The organism is Caldithrix sp. (genome assembly GCF_056497305.1).
Window position 1 is genome coordinate 39,284 of record NZ_JBSMDE010000163.1, and the last position, 20,822, is coordinate 60,105.

The window sequence follows — 20,822 nt, forward strand, 5'->3', positions numbered from 1 at the left end:
TGTTATCCTTGTTTCTTTCTGTTTTTTAAGATGAGGCGATCATTAAACCGCAGATCGATGTATTCGATCTCGGCCAGCCGCTCCCAGTCCAAATAATTTTGAACATAGAGATTTAAAATGTACAACTCATTCTGATAATCCTGATAGTTGCAGCGAACTTTGGCTCCGCCTCTGATGAGCGTAATTTCCAGATATTTCTGGTGACTAAGATTCAGAACCGCCACCATGGACCAGAGCGGCGATTTCATGAACTGAATGTATTTCAGGATTTCAACCGCCTTGAGCAAAGCAGGCGATTGAGTCATCTGGCCGCTTTTTCCGATCTCTTCGCTCAAGCCCTCAATCAGCGGCAGGTTCCAGGTGTAGCCCTCAATTTTCGGAAGCGGTAACAGCACCCCCTCTTCATCAATCAAAAATAGTTTTTGTTTTAAGACAAAAGCAATGGGACGCCGTTCCTGCACGCTGATGTGCAGGGTAGAGGGCAGGCTGTAAACCGCGGAAGCCGATTTAATAAAGGGCGACCGCAAAAGGCGCCGTGTAATCTCTTCGGCTTTTACGGTCAAAAATTGTTCACCCGCTTTTACACCGCACAGGCCCAGTATCTGTTCTCTGCTCAATACATGATTACCATGGATTTTAATATCCTTTAATCTAAAGGTCGCAATGCTCTTGGCCAGGTACGCTTCTACCTGTTTATTGACATAGGCCAGGCCCGAAAGAAGCGCAATCACTCCCAGATAGATCAAGGTGTTCCGTACAGTGTGTTTTTTTCTGGCCATTGTGTTGTTTACTTCTTTTTTCTTTTGTTCATCTTCTTCAACGCCTTAACACAATTTGGGCAAACTTCTGGGCCGTGTAATGAATGTCTCCAGCGCCCAGGAATAGTACCACATCATCGGGCTGTACCGTTTTTTGCAAATATTCGATTAAGGCCTCTTCCTGCTCGATGTAAAGAGCCTTGTCGCCCAGTTGATCGCTGATTAACGCGCCGCTTACGCCAGGAATGGGCTCTTCACGCGCCGGGTAGATGCGATTGACAATCACCAGATCCGCTGCCTTCAGCGCCCGGGCAAATTCTTTGTAAAAATCTCTGGTGCGCGAAAAGAGGTGCGGTTGAAAAACGGCAATCACTCTTTTAGGCCCGCCTTGCCGCGCCGCCTGAAGCGTGACGGCCACTTCGGTGGGGTGATGGGCGTAGTCATCCACTACCAGAATGCCATCTTTTTCAGCCAGAATATCAAAACGCCGTTGCACGCCTTTAAATTCAGCCAGCGCCCGCTCCAAAACAGATGGCGCGATTTCCAGCTCATGCCCCACTACGTAAGCAGCCAGGGCATTCAGAACATTGTGTCGCCCGGGTACCTGCAATGTCACCCGGCTAAGCAAGCGATCATCCTTGAATACTTCGAATGTGGTTTGCCAGGCCTGTATTTGTACAATCCGCGCTCTGAACTGCGCCTCTGCCTCAATCCCGTACGTAATGGTTGTGGGATGTATTTCCGGCAATAGGCGACGCACATTGTCGTCTTCGGCGCAGGCTACCACCAGGCCGTCAAAGCTGACCTGATTGGCAAATTGGAAAAAGGTGCGCCATAAATCTTCCAGGTCGTGATAAATGTCCAGATGATCGGCCTCCAGACTGGTAATAACCGCCAGCCTGGGAAACAGCGTCAAAAAGGAGCGGTCGTATTCATCGGCTTCGGTTACCATGTAATTACTCTTTCCCAGACGGGCGTTGGTCATTAAGTTGTGTAAACGCCCGCCTACGACAATGGTCGGATCCAACCCGGCAGCCAGCAGAATCTGCCCGATCATGGAAGTGGTAGTGGTTTTGCCATGGGTACCGGCCACGGCCAGGCCAAAATGCCGGTTGAAAATCTGCCCTAACAGCTGAGCCCGTTTCAACAGGGCCACACCTTTCCGACGCCCGGCCCGCAACTCAGGATTATTCTGCGGCACCGCGGAACTGTAAATCAAGTAATCCACATCATCGGCCACATGAGAAGCGTCATGGCCTTCAAAAATCCGGGCACCTTTCTCCTGCAGATATTCCGTTATTTCACTTAACTGACGATCAGAACCGGAAACGCGATGGCCCATGTTCAACAGAATTTCGGCCAGACCGCTCATTCCAATACCGCCAATCCCCACAAAGTGAAACGTTTTTTTCTGTTTAAAAATACTCACGCCCTGTCTCCAATGTTCAGGCCCCGTTCACAGAGTAGTTGTTCCATTAATGTTAACATCTGATCGATACTGTCTTTTTTGTGCAATTGTTTCATGGCCCGCGCCATCTGTTCCAATTTTTGTCGATCTTTTAACAGACGGTTTACCTGTTCTGCCAGGTTTTGCGCCATCTGCGCATCATCTTTAATGACAAGCGCCGCTCCTTTTTGGGCAATGGCCAGGGCATTTTTGTACTGATGATTTCCGGCCGCAAAGGGAAAGGGAATCAATATGGCCGGTAGGCCCATGGCCATCAGTTCAGAAAGGGTCATGGCCCCTGCCCGGCAAATCACCAGATCTGCTGCCTGGTAGAGCGTAGCCATCTGTTCAACAAACGGATGCACACGCACCTGATCAAACTTTGATTGTTCAACTCGGCCCTGCCAGTATGTAAAATGTGGTTGTCCCGTTTGCCACAACCACTGAGCCTGGCTGCGAAGCGCATCGTTCTGCAAAAGTTGAAAAACCGCCTGATTAATGCTCTGCGCCCCCTGACTGCCGCCAACGATGGCCACCAGGGGCTGGTCTGCCGGCATACCCAATGCCTGCCTGGCCTCCCTTTTTGAAGCATGAAGCGCCTGCATCCGAACCGGATTTCCGGTCACCACGGCATTTACACCATCAGGCAAATACTCCAGCGCTTCTTCGTAGCCTAAGAACAGATAGTCTGCCTGTCTGGCCAATAAACGCGTGGTCATGCCCGGATAGCTGTTCTGTTCCTGGATGACCACCGGCAGGCCCAGCTTCTTTGCCGCTTTTAGCACCGGGCCCATCACGTACCCTCCGGTGCCCAATACCAGGTGCGGTTCGAATGTTTGCAAAATCTTTTTGCTTTTTCGAAGACTACGCAGCAGATTAAGCGGAAACGTTAGATTTTTCGGAGAGAGCCGTCTTTGAAAGCCCTGCACCGGCAAATATTCCAGGCGGTAGCCCATCTTCGGCAAAATTCGGCTTTCGATGCCACGCTGTGTTCCAAAAAACAACAGACTGGCCTGCCATCTTGCTTCCATGGCCTGTCCCAAATTCAGGGCAGGAAACACATGTCCGCCGGTTCCGCCGCCGGCAATGGCTATGCGTAAGGGCTCTTTCATCAGTCCGCCGTCATAATTACATGGTTTAACTCGGTGCGCTTTTCCACGCGATTCATCCACGAGGAGTCCTGCCGCGCATGGCGCGAAATATTCAGCAAAATGCCCACTGATATGGAGAGGAACAGCAGATTCGATCCTCCATAACTGAAAAAAGGCATGGGTAAACCTGTAGTTGGTAACAAGGCGCTGACCACCCCGGCATTAATAAAAGCGTACAGCGTAATATTCATGGTAATGCCGGCAGCCAGATAGGTGGAAAATTTATCCGGGGCGCGCCGAGCAATAATAATTCCTTTGTAAAACATTAACAAAAAGATCAACAAAATAACGGCTACCCCAACAAAGCCCCACTCTTCGCCTAAGATCGAAAAAATGAAATCCGTGTGCGAATCCCACAAAAACATGAATTTCTGTTTACTTTGCCCCAGTCCCTGTCCAAACAGGCCGCCATTCCCGATGCCGATTAAGGATTGTTTCAACTGAAAAGGGGCCTGCGCCGGATCGTGTAAGGCCTGCCACCAACCGACAATACGTTTCCACTGGTATTCATTTCTGGAAATGACAAAGACAACAACCGGTATGGCCGGCGCCGCAACGGCTGCCAGGTGCTTCAGGGGCATGGGACTCAAAATCAGCAATGTACCCACAATCAAAAGCAGCATCATAGCCGAACTCAGGTCTGGTTGCATCATGATCAACAGGGCCGTAAAACCGGCAACAAGAGCTACAGGCAGCAATCCTTTTTTAATCTGCTTGAGCTGCCGTTCACGATGAGCCAGGAAATAGCTCACATAGATGATCAGACTCAATTTGGCCAATTCTGTGGGCTGAAATCTAAAGATTTTTAAGTTGTACCAGCGCGTCGCGCCGTTTACATTTCTACCAAAAATAAATAACCCGGCCAGCAAGACGATGCTCAGCCCCACCAGCCACAACGGCCGGCTATTGCGATTGAACCAGCGGTAATCCACTTTGGAAAAGACCATCATAAAAAAGAGCGAAAGAAATCCCCAGAGCACCTGTTTCTGAAAGAAATAGGTCAATGAGTGATAGCGGAAGTTGGCAAACATGGAACTGGCGCTAAAGACCATGACCATACCGCTGATCAATAAAATCGTGGCCAGACTGGCCAGAAGGTAATCCACAGTCGGACGCTTCATGCTTCCCTCAATTCGTTTACGATTTGCTTAAATTGCCGTCCACGATCTTCAAAATCATCGAACATATCGAAACTGGCGCAGGCCGGCGACAGCAACACAACATCGCCGGTTTCCGCTAACCGGTAGGCCTGATTTACCGCATCCTTCAAAGTGTTGGCTCTAAAAAGGGGTTTAATCCCCTGCCAGGCCTGGTGCATCTTTTCTGTGGCAGACCCAATCAGTACAACCGCTTTTACCTTTTGCGCAATCTGCTCATTCAATCGGCTAAAATCGCTGCCTTTGTCCTTGCCCCCGGCAATCAACACAATGGGCTGATCAAAACTTTGCAACGCATAGTAGAGCGATTCTACAGTTGTGGCCTTGGAATCGTTGATAAAACGAATCCCATTTATTTCACGTACAAATTCAAGACGGTGCTCCACCCCTTTAAACTGGCGCAAAACCTGCCTGATGTCTTCTTCCTCCACCCCGGCGTAATGGGCCGCCAAAATGGCTGCCATGGCATTCATGTAATTGTGCAAACCGCGCAGGGCCATTTCTTCGGTCTTCAAAAAGAGACGGTTTTGAAAAATAATTTCCCCATCTTTAAAATAGATTTCGGCTTGTGGGTCGCCGGCGATGTGAAAAGCGCTTTTCTGGGAATTCAGGTGCGCAACGCGTTTCAAAATTTCTGCGTCGTGGCCATTGTAGATGAAGCGATCTTCCTCCGTTAAATTTTTGGTGATCCGCCATTTGGCTGCCATGTAATCTTCATAGCTGGCGTAGCGATCCAGATGATTGGGCGCAAAGTTGAGCAACACCGCCTGCTGCGGGTGAAACGTGTCGATGGTTTCCAGCTGGAAACTGCTCACCTCAACCACGCCCCAGGTATCATTCTGGCTTTCTTCGACAAAATCTGAAAAGGGCTGCCCGATGTTGCCTGCTACAATGGCCCGCCCGTCCCGACACTTCAACATTTCGCCGATCAGGGTGGTTGTGGTGGTTTTGCCATTTGAACCGGTTACCGCAATCAATTTTCCGGCGAAGAACCAAAAGGCCACTTCGATTTCGGAGACCACCGGAATGTTACGCTTACGCATCTGCTGAACCACCGGCGAAGCGACCGGGATGCCCGGGCTGAGCACACAAAAATCGGCCTGAAAAGCCCGTTCGGAATGATCTCCAAATTCATGAGCGATCTGTTCCCGCTGTAAAAAACGCAGGGCTTCTTCTTTTTGTCCGGCTGCTGCCCGGTCGCTGACAAAGACCTCAAAGCCTTTGTGTTTTAACAGGCGGGCCGCGGCCAGACCGCTGCGCGCTGCGCCTAAAATAGTTGCCTTTTTACCGTTTATTGGTAACCGTTTGTCCAATTGCACCTCGCGTTTATTGTGTTTTAAAGGTACTCAAACTCAACAGGGCCAATAGAATTCCCACAATCCAGAAACGAATGACGACTTTTGTTTCATGCCAGCCTTTTAGTTCAAAATGGTGATGAATGGGCGCCATCTTGAAAACGCGCTTTCCCTGTCCATAGCGCTTTTTGGTGTATTTGAAATAACTGGTTTGAATGATCACCGATAGCGCTTCGACAATGAAAACTCCGGCAATCAACAAGAGGAGTAATTCTTTTTTTAGTAAAATGGCCGCAGCCCCCATGGCCGTTCCCAGGGCCAGCGAACCTGTATCGCCCATGAATACTTCGGCCGGGTAGGCATTGAACCACAAAAAGCCCATGGCAGCCCCAAATACAGCCATGCAAAAAACGGCGATCTCTTCGGTTCCGGGCAAATAGATGATATTGAGATAATCCGAAAACTTAACGTTACTGGTAACATAGGCCATGCCCGCCAGGGCAATGAAGGCAATGGCCGAAAGACCGGTAGCCAGCCCATCCAGTCCGTCCGTTAAATTAACGGCATTGGAGGAACCGGTTAAAACAAAAATAATAAACAAGATGTAAAACCAGCCAAAATCGATTTCCAGATTTTTAAAAAAGGGCACACTGGTGTTGGAATGGATGCCATCAAAAAAGGGATGGAAATAGATAATCATACCCAATAACAACCCAACGCTGATCTGGCCCAATAATTTGTAGCGACCAATCAACCCCTTTTTCATCTTAAGCACCGATTTCATGTAGTCGTCAATAAAACCCACAATGCCCATAATGATGGTGGCCAAAAAGATGAGCACCAGATACAGGTTGCTGATGTTCGCCCACAACAACACGGCCGCCACAATGGAAAAAAGCATGATGAGTCCGCCCATGGTGGGCGTGCCGCGCTTAACCTGATGCGACTGGGGCCCTTCGATGCGGATCTCCTCCCCAATCTGGTGTTTTTTAAGAAGCCGGATGATCTTGGGACCGATCCACCAGCTAAGAATCAGCGCCGTGATGGCCGCCAGGGCCGCCCGCACTGTAATGTAGCGAAAGACATTAAATCCAATAAAATACTCGGTAAACTGATAGAGAAATTTTGCTAACATGGCGCTCTCTTTTGTATTAAATAAAATTCAAAACTTTTTCCATTTCCAGCCCACGGGAACCTTTAATAAAAATCAGCGCTCGGGCGCCAAGCTGTTTTTTAAGTTCCCTGGCCAGAGCTTCATGGCTTTCAAAATGCTGCACACGATCCAGGTTAAGGGCATTGGCCGCTGCCCGCATGGACTCGCCCATTAACAAAATGGCCCGCGGATTTAACTGCGCCGCCCGCTCCAGAACCTGGCGATGCCACCAATCAGACTGCTCACCCAATTCCAGCATATCGCCCAGGATTAAAAACAAATCGGAGCCCTGATCCATCTTCTGTAACGTTTCGAAGGCCATGAACATGGACTGCGGATTGGCATTGTAGGCGTCGTTGATGATGCGTAATCCGTATTTCTGCTGGATTTGCATGCGTTTGTCAAAAGCCGAAAAATTTTGCAAACGTTCCGCGATTTCTGTTTCGCTCAGTCCGTAAAAAAGAGCCACTGCACCGGCAGCCAGGGCGTTCAACACATTGTGCTTGCCGGGTACCTGTAGTTGAATTACTGTTTTCTCATTCAATTCAAATCTGTAATTCCCCTGCTCATTCACATCAATAATCCGTCCTTGCACATCCCATGGCCCATCGAGACCAAAGGTCACTTTTTTCAGATCGTCCCGCCGGAAGGACTTTAGGTAGGGATCCTGTCCGTTAACAAAAACGACGCCGCCTGCTTCCATGGTTTGAAACAGGCTCAGTTTTTCTCTGGCCACGCCTTCCAGGCTTTTAAAAAATTCCAGATGTGCCGGTCCAATATTGGTGATCAGGGCGGCATCGGGTTTTACAATGCCCGCCAGAGTCTCAATTTCTCCCGGATGGTTGGTGCCCATCTCAATAATGGCCACATCGAAATGATTCTTCAATTGCAGCAAGGTTAAAGGACAGCCGATATGGTTGTTTAAATTACCGCTCGTCTTTAACACCTGCTTTCTGGCGCTCAAAATATGGGCCATCATCTCTTTGGTGGTGGTCTTGCCATTGGAACCGGTTAGACCAATGACCGGGCCTTCAAATTTTCGGCGATTAAGGGCGGCCAGTTGTTGTAAAGCCTTTAGAGTATCGGAAACCAGAACCTGAGGAAAGGTCTGGCTGCATTGTACCGGGCGCTGCACAATGGCACACAGAGCCCCACTTAAGGCTACAGCAGGAACGAATTCGTGGGCGTCATGTTTTTCGCCTACAATGGCCACAAACACATCGTTGCCTCCGATCTGGCGGGAATCGATCCTGAAGCGTCGCAGGTGTGGATTCTGCGCCAGCAAATCGCCGCAATCCATGAACTGAACGCCTGGAAGTTCTTTTAAATCACTAAAACGCAATTCACTCACGTAGAGCCGCCTCCTTTAAGATGGCTACTTCGTCAAAAGGCATTTTAACGCCCTTCACAACCTGGTACATTTCATGTCCTTTGCCGGCGATTAAAATCACATCGCCACTCGTGGCCTGCTTTACAGCCTGTTCAATGGCCTGACGCCGATCGACGACCACCTGGCAGCGCTCCGGATGTTCCATGCCCTGCAAAATATCATCAATGATGGCTTGCGGATCTTCGCTGCGCGGATTGTCTGAGGTGACAAAAACCACGTCGGCCTGTTTTTCCGCCACGTGGCCCATCAGGGGACGCTTGCCCCGATCCCGATCGCCTCCGGCCCCGAAGACTACGATTAAACGTCCTTTGACCAGGGGCTGCAAACTGCGTAAAGCCTTGTCCAGGGAATCGGGCGTGTGGGCGTAATCGATCAGCGCCTGAACGCCCGGTTTAATCTCATAGGCTTCCATGCGTCCCGGCACGCGTTGAAGCTGTTCTACCCCGGCTTTAATATCTTCCAGGGTTAAGCCCAGAGCCAGACCGCTACCCACTGCGGAAAGGATGTTTTGCACATTAAAATGGCCGCGCAACGGCGAACGCACCTCCAAAACACCAAAGGGCGTCTGCATCTTCAACCAGATGCCATTGATGTCCAGATGTTGAGCCAGCACCTGAATATCGGCCGCTTCTGTGCTACTTACGGTAATCACCGTCTGCTCCAGACGATCCACTGCTTTTTTGCCCCAGGGATCGCCGATGTTGATGACAGCCGTTCCCTGCGGCGAGAGCAGCGAGAAGAGTTTCATCTTGGTTTCAAAATAATCTTCCATGGTTTTGTGAAAGTCTAAATGGTCGCGGGAAAGATTGGTAAAAACGGCCACATCAAAACGCAAACCATCAACCCGATGCAAGGCCAGAGCGTGCGAAGAGACCTCCAGCACAGCAGCTTTAAACTGTTCCTGCTGCATCTGAAAGAGCATGCGACAAACATCTACCGATTCCGGAGTGGTGTTCCAGGCATCGATTTTGTTGCGTCCCACAATGTATTGAATGGTTCCGATAATGCCGGCCTGTTTTTGCGCCTGATTCAACAGAGACTGCACAAGATAGCTGGTCGTGGTTTTGCCATTGGTTCCTGTAATGCCAATGAGCGTTAACTGTTCAATTTCCGGCCGGTAGAAATTTAGAGCCACAAAAGGCAAAAGGGTCCGACAATTTGCTACTTTAATCTGCGGGATAGGCACCTCAGGCACTGTACGTTCCACCAGGGCGCACACGGCCCCCTGCTGAAGTGCCTTTGGCAAATAGTTATGTCCATCGGTTTTAAAGCCGCGAATGGCCACAAACAGATCGCCCTTTTCCACCTTACGTGAATCATATTGCACCCCGCGTATTTCCATATTGGCCAGATCCGGGGCCAGAGGCAAATCCAGACCATTCAACACTTCGCTCAATCTCTTAACACGCTTTTGTTCCAATGCCACCTCATCGATTTTTAAATTTCATGATCTTCTATTTTAACCAGAAAAAGCCCATTTTGTTTTAAGGAGACACACAGGTTAAGACCAATCTGGTTTGCGGCTTGATCATTGCTCCCGGCCGGACATTCTGCCGGTACACAATGCCCGAGGGATCGCCAACGATTTTTAACCGGATTTTACTCAGGTCCAGCAAACTCAACGCTTCGCGCAGCGTTAAACCGCTCAAGCGCGGCATTCTGGTCTTTTGCTGTAAATAATCACCCAATTCCAGCACACATCTATCATCTTTAAAATAGGAAAGCCGAACCAAAGCGCCGCTGCCCTGCAATGTGTAGTCCACGCCTTTACTTTGTAGAAGGCGGATCGCCGACTCTTTGTCCAGGCCGGCCAGATCGGGAATGGCGCGGTTTGGCTGCAAAAAAAGATGCTCCTGCGGCTCTTCCGGAGTAGACGGCTCGCCCGGCTGAAGATTGAGAATGCGGCGCATGATCCGTTTGAAGACCGGCGCAGCCACCTGTCCGCCGTAAAAGTAGGTTTTAGGTTCATCCATGACCACGACGCAAACATATTTGGGATCCTCGTAAGGTGCAAATCCGGCAAAGGAGGCCGTGTATTTGTTTTTAAAATAGCCGCCCTGTGGATTTACTTTGCGAGCGGTTCCTGTTTTACCACCCACTTTTACGCCTTCCAATCTGGCTTTAAGGCCTGTACCCTCTTCCACCACTGTCAGCAAAAAATCACGAATCGTCTGACTTACGCTTTCGGAAATGACCTGCCGGATCAACTGAGGTTGGTGTTCCAGCAATGTTTTACCCTGCGGGCTGACAATCTTTTCTACCACAAAAGGACGATACAGCTTACCGCCATTGATCAGGGCGGAATAGGCTGTGGCCAACTGCAGGGTAGTAACTCCAATGCCATAGCCGATAGTCACCGAAGCCTTGGTAATGGCCGACCAGCTTTTGGGTTGTTCCAGAAGGCCTCCTGATTCGCCCAGCAGTTCGATGCCGGTTTCGCTGCCAAAACCAAAACTTTTTAAAAAGCGGAAGAGCGTATTGGCCGGTAAATTTTCCGTTAATTTGATCATGCCGATATTCGACGAATGACTGACGACCTTTTTAAAGGTCATCCAGGCATGGGGCCGCGAATCCGTAAACACACTCCGGTAATAACGAAATCGGCCATTTTCACAAAAAACCAGGTCCTGTGGTTTGTGTAATCTGGTTTGCAACAGCACAGCGGCCGCAAAACTTTTCATGGTCGAACCGGGTTCAAACACATCCGTAATGACCCGATTCCGTTTGTAAAAAGCCGGAAATTCTTCCTGACGGTTAGGATCGAAAGAAGGGTAATTGGCCATAGCCAGAACCCGACCGTTCTGCGGATCCATTACCACACACATTCCGGCCCGGGCGCGGGCCTCTTCCACGCCGCTGCGCAACTCCTCTTCTACCACCGTCTGAATGTTTTTGTCTATGGTTAAATAGAGATGGTTGCCGTCTTTGGGCGCTTTAATCTGAAATTCTGGATTGTAAAACAATCGACCGCCCGGTGATTTCTGTAGAATGGCCTGTCCGTCCTGACCCCGCAACTGCTCATCGTATTGCCGTTCCAACCCGGCCAGACCGCGGTCATCCGGATCTGTAAAACCGATTAATTGAGCTGCGTATTGACCGTAGATGTAATTTCTTCTGAAAACCGGAATCTTAATGACGCCCGGATCATCAAAATCCAGAATAGGAGCAATTTCTTCCCGCGTCTTTTTTCGCGCCAGGTAAACAAAACGGCTCTTTTTATTCAACTTGTTCAGAAAAAACGAAGTCTTCTGATGAAACACACGGGAACACAGCTCAGCCAGATGTTTTTTATCTTTGACCTGTTTGGGATCGGCAGCCAGGTCGTAGTGAAAAGTATTGGTCACCAGGCGATTACCGGCCCAGTCGTAAATCAGACCGCGTTGAGCGTGTAGGGGAATTTTCAGATAGTACTGCCTGGCTCCCATGGCTTTAAAATAGTCATGGAGCTGGATCTGTAAATGGAAAAAGTTGGCCAATAAGACCAACCAGAAAATTGTCACCCCCGATATGAGCAGGTACCATCTGTATCGCATAATTTACAACATCCAAATTATTTAATTCCGGCTACCTGATAGTTCTTGCCATTTTTATTCTGTTGCTGTGCAAATTTTTCCTTTACATCTTCTACTCTATTGAAATGCTCCAGGCGGATGGAAAGCGTTGGCTCCGGGTCTGTGGTTAAACCCAATTTTTCTTCGGCAATCCGGGTAATCCGGTCGATATTGCGTAAGCGATTGACCTGGCTAATCATTCGCTCCCGTTCGCTGATCAACTGTTCGCGTTTCTTTTCCAGCAAACGCACATCACGCATTAACAAATCCACCTTAAAGTGAATCATCAATTTGACACTGAGCATCATGACCAGGCCAAATAATAAAAGAACGTGGATGAACCAGTTGGTTACATTCGTTTTTATCTTACGGCTCATAGCTTTTCTCCTACCCTCATTTTTGCACTTCTTGCTCTGGGATTTTGTACAACCTCCCGCTCATCCGGACGGATGAGTTTGGGCTTTATGGTTTTCATGGTCGGCTTACGACCGCACACACATTCCGGTAATTCCGGAGGGCAAATACAGGGATTTTCCTGCTCTTTTAAAAACGTTTTGACCAGGCGGTCTTCCAGGGAATGGTAACTGATCACCACCAGACGCCCGCCTTTCTTCAGGTACTTCAGGCTCAGGTTCAGGACGCTGGCCAGCAGGTCCAATTCCCGGTTTACCTCGATGCGCAAAGCCTGGAAAATACGGGCATAGGATTTTTTGGCATGCCTGCCAGCCAGGCAACGATCAATCAGCCGGAGCAACTGGCCGCTGCTGACAATAGGCGCCTGCTCACGACTCTTCACGATCTGACGCGCAATGCAGACAGCCCGCGCTTCTTCACCGTATTCCCTGAAAATACGCACCAGATCATGATAGGCATAAGTGTTGAGAACGTCCTGAGCCGTAAGCCGCTGGTTTACAGGATCCATGCGCATATCCAGAGGCACATCGCTTCTAAATGTAAAACCGCGCCTCTCCTGATCCACCTGAAAGCTAGATATGCCCAGATCGAGCAGTACGCCATCCAGTTGTTCGACATTTGCCAGTTGCATGGCCGCTTCCATCTCGGTAAACACTCCATGATAAAAAATGACATTGTTAAATCGGGCCAACCGTTTCTTGCTGAAGTCTATGGCATCCGGGTCGCGATCCAGACCGATGTAAATGGCCTGAGGATCAAGTTTTTCCAGAATCCGTTCTGCATGCCCGCCTCCTCCTAACGTACCATCCAGGTAAACGCCTTGCGGATCGGTAATCAAAAATTGACAGACCTGTTCCGCTAAAACCGGAACATGGTAGCTTTGATCATTCACTGTTGTCGAATATTTTGCTTTTTTGTTGCATAATGCGAGCCAGTTCCGTCAGACTCTTGCCTGATCTATGCTCCTCATAAATTTCGGGATTCCAGATTTCAAATTTCTCCAATGTACCGATAAGCAGCATCTCTTTGCTCTCTTTGTCAATACGGGCCATCTTTAAAATCCGATCCGGAATCATCACTCTTCCCTGTCCATCCATGGTTGCATAGTGAGCTACTCCTACAAATTTGCGCACAAATTCGCGGACATCATCATCAAGAGGGTTTAAAGCGCGAAGTTTTTTAGTGAGCTTTTGCCATTCATTGTAAGGATAGGCGTAAACGTTTTTCATTTCAAAACCAGGCACAAAAACAATGGTGTTTTGTGCTTCTGGCAGAAACATCTTACGAATACCAGAAGGGATGCTCACGCGATTTTTGCTGTCCAATTGACAGGAATATTCACCTGCAAAGTCCTGCGAAACCATTTAAAAATACTTTCTTGGGATTTTTCACCACTTTGTGCAATTTTATGGATTTTCCCTCCACTCAATGATAACACTATTTCGGTCAAAATGCAAGAATATTTAACACTTTTTTTTATTTTTTTAATACCTGCGTTTCCTACTGGTTTGGCAGCTGAATTCCATTAAATTCACGTATTAAGGGAGCGTCACGGAATAATACCAATTCAGCGGGAATTTTAGCGGCCCAATCGAGAGGCAGAAGCACAGAACCTGATTATTCAATTACGAATTATTTTGCGAAGGGGCAAGTTTTGCCCAGACGGTGAAGTCCTGTGCTGGCATGCCCTTCTTCTTCCCGTTTCAGACTTAACTCGAGCTTCAGCTCGAGACCTCTACTGGCAGACATAAGCGTGGAAAAGTGCATGTGTGTAAGAGTTAAGAGTGTAATAGTTAATTAGTTGAATGGTTGAATAGTTAAATGGTGATGAGTGTCATTCTTAATCTCAATTCATCGGGAGGAAGAATCTCTTACAATTGCAGACCATTCGCAGGCGCAACGTAACTTGAGCTTCAGCTCGAGACGTTTGGTAAGTATGAAGAAAGATTTCTCCGCTCTGTACGTCGCTTTCGCTCCGCGCATCGGTCGAAATGACATCAGTGAGGCTTCGTGCCGAGCGTCATTCCAAATCCCGATTTTTGAGGACGGGCCCGCCAGACCATTCAACAATTAAACAACTCAACAACTCAACCTTTTTACTTTCTCATACAACATAAAAATTTTCGCATCCCGCCATGGCGGGAATAGATCTTTTAAGAGAAGTATTCTAAGCCGCCTGATGTAGATGGCGCTTACATAAAAAAATTTTGAATTTGCAGTCATTCAATATTAAATTCGATAGCTTTATTAAAAAGAACGGCCCATTGGCCAGAACAACTATTAACGGAGGTAAGAACTTTTATGACTGAAGAAAAAAAAGAAACCACAACCCCAAACCCATCTCAAGAAACATCCACTGAGGAGATGGCTAATCAAACAACTAAATCAGATGATCAACCAAACACGGCCACACAAACCGAAGATCAATTCCAGGAAGAAGTTGTTAAATTAGAAGATTTAAAAGAGGAGACTGAATATTCTCCTGCAGAAATGGAAACATTGACCAAACTGTACAACCAGACTCTGGATGAATTAAAAGAGGGTGAGGTTGTTACAGGACGCGTTTTATCCATTACCGATAATGATGTTATTGTTGATGTCGGCTTCAAATCGGAAGGCATCATTCCCAAAGAAGAATTTGATAATATTGAAGAATTAAACGTTGGCGATGAAATAGAAGTTTATGTCGATGAATTGGACAACGGCGAAGGCATGGTTGCCCTTTCACGACGTCGCGCTGATTTTATCAAGAACTGGGAACGATTACTCGAAAAATATGAAAACGATGAAGTTATTCCCGGAACCATTACACGCCGGATCAAAGGCGGTATGGTCGTAAATTTAATGGGAGTTGACGCATTCTTGCCCGGTTCACAGATCGATGTAAAGCCGATCCGCGATTTTGATGCGTTAATAGGCAAGCAGATGAACTTTAAGATTGTTAAAGTGAACCGTGCACGAAAAAATATCGTCGTTTCCTCCCGTGTCCTTATTGAAAAAGAGCTGGAAGGCAAACGCAAAGAAATTCTTGAAACTCTGGAAAAAGGACAGGTACGTAAAGGTATTGTCAAGAATATTACCGATTTTGGTGTGTTCATTGATCTGGGAGGTGTAGACGGTTTACTGCACATCACCGACCTGAGCTGGGGACGGGTCAACCATCCTTCTGAACTGGTTAAATTAGACCAGGAACTGGAAGTGATGGTTCTCGATTACAACGAGAATAAAGACCGCATCTCTCTGGGACTTAAACAATTACAACCCCATCCCTGGGATGACGTGGAAAAGAAATATCCGGTTAACACGATTGTTAAGGGACGTGTGGTCAGCATTACCGATTATGGCGCATTTGTCGAGCTGGAAAAAGGCATTGAGGGGCTCATCCACATCTCAGAGATGTCCTGGTCGCAACACATTAAACACCCCAGCCAGATTTTGACCGTAGGCCAGGAAGTAGAGGCGGTAGTGCTTAATGTCGAACCAGAACAAAAGAAGATTTCGTTAGGCTTAAAACAGTTGGAACCCGATCCCTGGGAAAACATCGAAGAGCGTTATCCGGTTGGCTCCATCCACAAAGGGATTGTTCGTAACATTACGCAATTTGGCGTTTTTGTTGAATTGGAAGAAGGCATAGATGGACTGGTGCACATCTCCGATCTGTCGTGGACGCGTAAGATCCAGCATCCCAGTGAAGTGGTCAAAAAGAACGAAGAAATTGAAGTTAAAGTGCTGGGAATTAATCGTGAAGAACGTAGAATTGCTCTGGGCCATAAGCAGGTTGAGCCCAATCCCTGGGATGAATTTGAAGATGTGTACAAAGAAGGTTCTGAAGTAACCGGTAAAATTGCCCGTTTTGTAGATAAAGGCGTGGTGGTTACTCTGCCGCACGGTGTGGAAGGATTTATTCCCAATCAGCACATTCCAACTCCCAAAGGGAAAAAGCCGGCAGAGGTTTATGAGGAAGGTGCAGAAATTCAGGCCAAAGTCATCGAATTTGACAAAGACAACAAAAAAATCGTTCTTTCCGTAGTCAATTTCTTCCGCGACAGAGAACGCAAAGAGTACGAAGAATATCTTGCCAAACAGGGTATTCCTGGAACAACCATTGAAGAGATGATTAAAGCCCGACCCATTGGAAAGACGGAGAGCAAAGAAGATAAGAAAAAGAAAGCAGCGGAAAAAGAAAAGCCAAAGGCTGAGGTTAAGGAAGAAGAGAAAGAAGCGGAAAAGGTAGAAAAGGTAAAGGAAGAGGAACCACAAACTAAAGAAGAAGAAAAGACCGAAGCCGAAGAAGCTCAGGAAGAAAAAGGCGCAACCAAAGGGAAAGTAGAAGAAGCGAAGAAGAGCGAAGCAGAAACGGAACCGTCCGAAGAAAAAGAAGAGGAAGCGGATAAAAAGTAGCTGCGATTTGTAAATCCATGATTAAGGCCATTCTGTGTTTACACGGAGTGGCCTTTTTTGTTATTCTTTACCATCCAATTAGTTAATTGCATTACTACCATGTTGGCTGGTCACCATAGCAGAAAAAGAGGTCGAAGCCTGACAGGTAAATATTGCTTTTAATCCGAAAAATAAATACACTATTGACCACGGTTAGAGATTACACGGAGTAAGATGCATTGGATATTTGTCTGGTTTCAGCTGAAATAGCGCCGTTTGCTAAAATGGGCGGTTTGGGTGATGTGAGTGGGGCCCTGGGAAAATATTTAAGCCGAAATGGCCACCGCATTCGACTGCTCATGCCACTGTACGATTTCATCGACCCCAAAAAATACAAAATAACTCCTTTAAAATCTGGTAGAGGAGTTCAAATTGAAATGGGATCGCGTCGGTTTAAAATTTCTTTTTTTAAGGCCACCCTGCCAGGTGCCAGAGCCGAAGTGTATTTTGTCCATTGCCCGGAGTTGTACAATCGGGGCAAAGTTTACACCTTGGATGCGGACGAACATGTGCGATTTGCCGTGTTAACCCGGTCGGCTCCGGAGTTGTGTAAAACGCTCAACTGGGTTCCACAAATCTTTCACATCAATGACTGGCACACAGCGCTTTTACCTATTTATCTGAAATCAATTTACGCCGGCAGTGGAATGTTTAAATCAACAAAAACAGTACTCACCATCCACAATATTGGCTATCAGGGTATTTTCCCTGCGGATGCGATCAATGATTTGGGCCTTAATGATTATTATTTTCTATTCGATAGCCACGATCTGTACAATGGCTCCATTAATTTTTTAAAAAACGGTCTGTTACATGCCGATAAATTGACCACGGTCAGTCCCACCTATGCCCGCGAGATTCAAACTGCGGAATATGGCGCCGCATTGGATGGTTTGTTGAGAAAACGGTCGCATGATCTGGTTGGAATTTTGAATGGCGTGGATTATCAGGAATGGAATCCGGAAACAGACCGTCAGATCCCCTACCATTATTCAATTAAAAAATTGTCCGGTAAAAAGAAAAACAAGGAAGTGTTGCTTCAAAAAGCGGGCTTGCAGAAAAAGTGGTTGAACCGACCTTTGCTGGCCATCATCAGCAGGCTGGTGCAGCAAAAGGGGATGGATTTACTTATGGCGGTATTACCCGATACTTTAACGCGTTTTGAGGTAAGCCTGGTTGTTTTGGGGAGCGGGGAGGCGCGGTATGAACAGTTCTTCTATTCCTTGCAAAACACATTTCCCAAACAGGTAACATTCTTTCAGGGCTATGATTATCCGCTTTCCCATCTCATTGAAGCCGGTGCAGACATCTTTTTGATGCCCTCACTTTACGAGCCGTGCGGTTTAAATCAAATTTACAGCTTAAAATATGGTACTGTTCCTGTGGTACGCAAAACAGGGGGGCTGGCCGATACAGTTACCCTTTACGACTGGAAAACCCAAACCGGTGATGGCTTTGTGTTTGACCATTACACGCCCGAAGGCTTGCGCTGGGCTGTGGAATACGCGTTAACCACATTTCCGGAACGAAAGGCCTGGCGAAAAATCATGAAAAATGGCATGCGAAAAGATTTTTCCTGGGAAAAACAAATTACAGAGTATGAAAAGCTGTATGCAAATCTAACAGGAGGGTCTGCGTGGTGAACATAACGGGATTGTTGATTGATCTGGATGGTGTGATTTACAATGATACGCAGCCCATCTCCGGAGCCAGGGAGGCCATTAACTGGTTGCAAGAGAAAAGAATCCCTTTTTGCTTTATCACGAATACGACCATGCGCCACCGAGCATCTCTGGTTCAAAAATTAGCTTCAATGGGAATTGTCGTAAAGCAAGACAGCATTTTTTCGGCTGCCTTTGCTGCCGCTCAATATGTTCGTCAATTTGAAACGAATCGCTCGTTTTTATTGCTGACCGAAGATGGAAAGAAGGAGTTTGAAGGAATTGAGCAGGCTGAACAGGACGTCCAATTTGTAGTGGTGGGGGACCTGGGCAATGATTTCTCTCTGGAAAAAATCAATAAGGCCTTTAATTGTTTGATGAATGGAGCCCAATTAATAGCCCTGCAAAAGAATCGGTTCTGGCTGAGTGATCAGGGCTATTGTGTGGATGCCGGGGCCTTTGTGGCTTTATTGGAGTATGCGGCTAATATTCAGGCCCGGATTATTGGAAAACCTTCTCCTGACTTTTTTGCCCTGGCTTTGAAACATCTGAATCGTCCGGCGGATCAGGTGGCGATGATAGGGGATGACATCGAATCCGATATTGGGGGCGCTTCGCAATTTGGAATGCATACCTGCCTGGTAAAAACCGGTAAATTCAGACAGGTCGATTTAGATCGTGCTTCAATAAAACCCGAATTTATCTTATCTTCTATTGCCGAATTACCGGAATTTTTGGAAAAATTTCTTTAATATTTGTTTTTTTAATATTGTGGGTGTTACCTGTGCAGGTCACAACAGCAAATCTTGTAGAACAGACGAAAACATGGAAGAGGCCGGATCTGCCTTCAATGTCTATTCCTGGAAGTCAATTCAGCCTGCATAGGGAGTAGAGGCTGGCAATAATAACTGGAAATGCAACCGGAAGATTTGATTCGCATTTTTGAAAAATGGAACAAAAGAAAATTTTCTGTGTATATTAAACGGTCTTGAAATAAAACATTTGCAGAAGCAGAGAACAAGTATTAAATTTCACAAAAACAGAGAAGGTGACTTCCCCCCTTGTAAAAAAAAGGCTTTCCCCCGGCCTTCACAAGGTCACCTTCTCTTGTTTTTGTAATCTAAAAAATATGGGGACGATTCTGGATTCGACGGGCATGAGAAGGGTATGAACTGCAACCCGGGTTTGACCACACCCGTCCCGTAAGGGAGGAAAAAGGTCAGGCAAAAATAAATGCCGACTATGATTACGCAATGGCAGCATAATTAATGCTGCCACGCTGCTTCGCCTCTAATCCACCGGGGGTGAAGCCAGCGCCGTTTTGGGTGGATGGTGAAGATGGCTCGGCCTGGTGGCCATCGACACCTACAATAACCGGGCTGGTCTGCTAACAGGTTTGCTGGTTGTCCAGTCAGCAGATGAGAACAATCAACCAGCTATGGTTGTAGAGGTTCATACTGGTCCATGTCCGGACCCGGGTTCGACTCCCGGCGTCTCCACTAATTATGATGGAAATTATTTTTTTAGTCATTTTGGTAGCGGGATTCATCTTCTTTTTATTTGTCAGTCGCAAACAGGGACAGCGTTTGAATGCCTCTCAAAGGCGTTTGAAGGATAAAATTAAAGACCATTACCGCTAAAAAAATTTGACTTAAAAATCAGGATTTTGTAAAATTGTCTCTCTTAAAAATGAAAGCGAGAGTAGCTCAGTTGGTAGAGCACAACCTTGCCAAGGTTGGGGTCGCGGGTTCGAGTCCCGTCTCTCGCTCTTTTTTTATTATTAAGCGTTGTTCATTGAAAAAAGAAGGTTGTTCGAAGCTTCTCGGACGAGACGCGTAGATGATCGGGATTAGTTTTTTTCTACAAGCTCAGTTGGTAGAGCATCCCGATCCTCGGGACCAAGGTTGGGGTCGCGGGTTCGAGTCCCGTCTTTCGCTCTTTTTTTATTATTAAGCGTTGTTCATTGAAAAAAGAAGGTTGTTCGAAGCTTCTCGGACGAGACGCGTAGATGATCGGGATTAGTTTTTTTTCTACAAGCTCAGTTGGTAGAGCATCCCGATCCTCGGGACCAAGGTTGGGGTCGCGGGTTCGAGTCCCGTCTTTCGCTCTTTTTTTATTATTAAGCGTTGTTCATTGAAAAAAGAGTACAGTGATTGAATTTACCTGGTGTAACGAGTAGCTTGTCGGGATTTGTTTTTAAATGAAAAGGCGACGTACCCAAGTGGCTAAGGGAGAGGTCTGCAAAACCTCGATTCGCCGGTTCGAATCCGGCCGTCGCCTCGAAAAAAGTACCGAGCTGTTCTTTTACAATTGTCTGGCAAACATTGAGAGATGGCAAAGGGAGAGGTTTGCAATCCCGCTTAGCGGGACGAATCCGGCCGTCGCCTCGAAAAAAGTACCGAGCT

The 20,822-nt window shown here is 47.3% G+C and carries 16 protein-coding genes, 4 tRNA genes and 1 other RNA gene; 9 read left to right on the forward strand and 12 right to left on the reverse strand.

The window, feature by feature from the left end; translation table 11 throughout:
* Nucleotides 1-2: 2 nt before the first annotated feature.
* The 12 genes from ACWB0I_RS13715 to ACWB0I_RS13770 all read right to left on the reverse strand — a co-directional run bounded on the left by ACWB0I_RS13715 (nt 3) and on the right by ACWB0I_RS13770 (nt 13,680).
* Nucleotides 3-779 carry a cell division protein FtsQ/DivIB gene (locus tag ACWB0I_RS13715; protein ID WP_479388641.1) on the reverse strand — a complete coding sequence of 259 codons (777 nt, stop codon included), beginning with the start codon at nt 777-779 and terminating at the stop codon, nt 3-5.
* A 37-nt stretch (nt 780-816) separates the two neighbouring features.
* On the reverse strand, nt 817-2,187 hold the full coding sequence (murC, locus tag ACWB0I_RS13720) for a UDP-N-acetylmuramate--L-alanine ligase (RefSeq protein ID WP_479388642.1): 1,371 nt from the start codon (nt 2,185-2,187) through the stop codon (nt 817-819).
* Nucleotides 2,184-3,317, reverse strand: coding sequence for an undecaprenyldiphospho-muramoylpentapeptide beta-N-acetylglucosaminyltransferase (gene murG / locus ACWB0I_RS13725; protein ID WP_479388643.1), 1,134 nt, complete (start codon nt 3,315-3,317; stop codon nt 2,184-2,186). The genes murC and murG overlap by 4 nt, the downstream gene beginning before the upstream one ends.
* Nucleotides 3,317-4,477, reverse strand: a complete 1,161-nt coding sequence (gene ftsW, locus ACWB0I_RS13730) for a putative lipid II flippase FtsW (protein WP_479388644.1) — start codon at nt 4,475-4,477, stop codon at nt 3,317-3,319. The genes murG and ftsW overlap by 1 nt, the downstream gene beginning before the upstream one ends.
* Entirely contained in the window at nt 4,474-5,826 is a 1,353-nt protein-coding gene (gene murD, locus ACWB0I_RS13735; protein ID WP_479388645.1) for a UDP-N-acetylmuramoyl-L-alanine--D-glutamate ligase, read from the reverse strand. Before murD ends, ftsW begins: the two co-directional genes overlap by 4 nt.
* 13 nt (nt 5,827-5,839) lie before the next feature.
* On the reverse strand, nt 5,840-6,943 hold the full coding sequence (gene mraY / locus ACWB0I_RS13740; protein ID WP_479388646.1) for a phospho-N-acetylmuramoyl-pentapeptide-transferase: 1,104 nt from the start codon (nt 6,941-6,943) through the stop codon (nt 5,840-5,842).
* Nucleotides 6,944-6,959: 16 nt separating this feature from the next.
* On the reverse strand, nt 6,960-8,312 hold the full coding sequence (locus tag ACWB0I_RS13745; protein WP_479388647.1) for a UDP-N-acetylmuramoyl-tripeptide--D-alanyl-D-alanine ligase: 1,353 nt from the start codon (nt 8,310-8,312) through the stop codon (nt 6,960-6,962).
* Nucleotides 8,305-9,771, reverse strand: a complete 1,467-nt coding sequence (locus tag ACWB0I_RS13750; RefSeq protein WP_479388648.1) for a UDP-N-acetylmuramoyl-L-alanyl-D-glutamate--2,6-diaminopimelate ligase — start codon at nt 9,769-9,771, stop codon at nt 8,305-8,307. Before ACWB0I_RS13750 ends, ACWB0I_RS13745 begins: the two co-directional genes overlap by 8 nt.
* Before the next feature lie 64 nt (nt 9,772-9,835).
* Nucleotides 9,836-11,884 carry a penicillin-binding transpeptidase domain-containing protein gene (locus tag ACWB0I_RS13755; protein ID WP_479388649.1) on the reverse strand — a complete coding sequence of 683 codons (2,049 nt, stop codon included), beginning with the start codon at nt 11,882-11,884 and terminating at the stop codon, nt 9,836-9,838.
* A 17-nt stretch (nt 11,885-11,901) separates the two neighbouring features.
* Nucleotides 11,902-12,279, reverse strand: a complete 378-nt coding sequence (locus tag ACWB0I_RS13760) for a hypothetical protein (RefSeq protein ID WP_479388650.1) — start codon at nt 12,277-12,279, stop codon at nt 11,902-11,904.
* Nucleotides 12,276-13,208 carry a 16S rRNA (cytosine(1402)-N(4))-methyltransferase RsmH gene (rsmH, locus tag ACWB0I_RS13765; RefSeq protein WP_479388651.1) on the reverse strand — a complete coding sequence of 311 codons (933 nt, stop codon included), beginning with the start codon at nt 13,206-13,208 and terminating at the stop codon, nt 12,276-12,278. The genes ACWB0I_RS13760 and rsmH overlap by 4 nt, the downstream gene beginning before the upstream one ends.
* On the reverse strand, nt 13,201-13,680 hold the full coding sequence (locus tag ACWB0I_RS13770; RefSeq protein WP_479388652.1) for a division/cell wall cluster transcriptional repressor MraZ: 480 nt from the start codon (nt 13,678-13,680) through the stop codon (nt 13,201-13,203). The genes rsmH and ACWB0I_RS13770 overlap by 8 nt, the downstream gene beginning before the upstream one ends.
* Nucleotides 13,681-14,617: 937 nt before the next feature.
* Here ACWB0I_RS13770 and rpsA point away from each other — a divergent pair.
* From rpsA to ACWB0I_RS13815, 9 genes are all read left to right on the forward strand, one after another.
* Complete coding sequence (rpsA, locus tag ACWB0I_RS13775) at nt 14,618-16,717, forward strand: 30S ribosomal protein S1 (RefSeq protein ID WP_479388653.1); 2,100 nt, start codon at nt 14,618-14,620, stop codon at nt 16,715-16,717.
* A 218-nt stretch (nt 16,718-16,935) separates the two neighbouring features.
* Nucleotides 16,936-18,399 carry a glycogen synthase gene (locus ACWB0I_RS13780; protein ID WP_479388654.1) on the forward strand — a complete coding sequence of 488 codons (1,464 nt, stop codon included), beginning with the start codon at nt 16,936-16,938 and terminating at the stop codon, nt 18,397-18,399.
* A complete protein-coding gene (locus tag ACWB0I_RS13785) occupies nt 18,393-19,169 on the forward strand; it encodes a TIGR01458 family HAD-type hydrolase (RefSeq protein WP_479388655.1) in 777 nt (258 codons plus the stop codon). Before ACWB0I_RS13780 ends, ACWB0I_RS13785 begins: the two co-directional genes overlap by 7 nt.
* 379 nt (nt 19,170-19,548) lie before the next feature.
* Nucleotides 19,549-19,919: a transfer-messenger RNA gene (ssrA, locus tag ACWB0I_RS13790) on the forward strand.
* Between the two features lie 3 nt (nt 19,920-19,922).
* Nucleotides 19,923-20,057 (forward strand): hypothetical protein, encoded by a 135-nt coding sequence (locus tag ACWB0I_RS13795; RefSeq protein WP_479388656.1) that lies wholly within the window; start codon nt 19,923-19,925, stop codon nt 20,055-20,057.
* A gap of 55 nt (nt 20,058-20,112) precedes the next feature.
* A tRNA-Gly gene (locus ACWB0I_RS13800) sits at nt 20,113-20,185 on the forward strand.
* A 97-nt stretch (nt 20,186-20,282) separates the two neighbouring features.
* Nucleotides 20,283-20,347, forward strand: a tRNA-OTHER gene (locus tag ACWB0I_RS13805).
* Nucleotides 20,348-20,452: 105 nt separating this feature from the next.
* Nucleotides 20,453-20,517: transfer RNA gene (locus ACWB0I_RS13810), tRNA-OTHER, on the forward strand.
* Between the two features lie 107 nt (nt 20,518-20,624).
* Nucleotides 20,625-20,697: transfer RNA gene (locus tag ACWB0I_RS13815), tRNA-Cys, on the forward strand.
* Nucleotides 20,698-20,822: the final 125 nt, after the last annotated feature.

What these genes read in the sequence shown, in the direction of transcription:
- ACWB0I_RS13715 (WP_479388641.1), bottom strand. Translation starts at nt 779, where the DNA reads ATGGCCAGAAAAAAACACACTGTACGGAACACCTTGATCTATCTGGGA.
- murG (WP_479388643.1), bottom strand. Translation starts at nt 3,317, where the DNA reads ATGAAAGAGCCCTTACGCATAGCCATTGCCGGCGGCGGAACCGGCGGA.
- ftsW (WP_479388644.1), bottom strand. Translation starts at nt 4,477, where the DNA reads ATGAAGCGTCCGACTGTGGATTACCTTCTGGCCAGTCTGGCCACGATT.
- ACWB0I_RS13755 (WP_479388649.1), bottom strand. Translation starts at nt 11,884, where the DNA reads ATGCGATACAGATGGTACCTGCTCATATCGGGGGTGACAATTTTCTGG.
- ACWB0I_RS13795 (WP_479388656.1), top strand. Translation starts at nt 19,923, where the DNA reads ATGATGGAAATTATTTTTTTAGTCATTTTGGTAGCGGGATTCATCTTC.
- rpsA (WP_479388653.1), top strand. Translation starts at nt 14,618, where the DNA reads ATGACTGAAGAAAAAAAAGAAACCACAACCCCAAACCCATCTCAAGAA.
- ACWB0I_RS13770 (WP_479388652.1), bottom strand. Translation starts at nt 13,680, where the DNA reads ATGGTTTCGCAGGACTTTGCAGGTGAATATTCCTGTCAATTGGACAGC.
- ACWB0I_RS13760 (WP_479388650.1), bottom strand. Translation starts at nt 12,279, where the DNA reads ATGAGCCGTAAGATAAAAACGAATGTAACCAACTGGTTCATCCACGTT.
- mraY (WP_479388646.1), bottom strand. Translation starts at nt 6,943, where the DNA reads ATGTTAGCAAAATTTCTCTATCAGTTTACCGAGTATTTTATTGGATTT.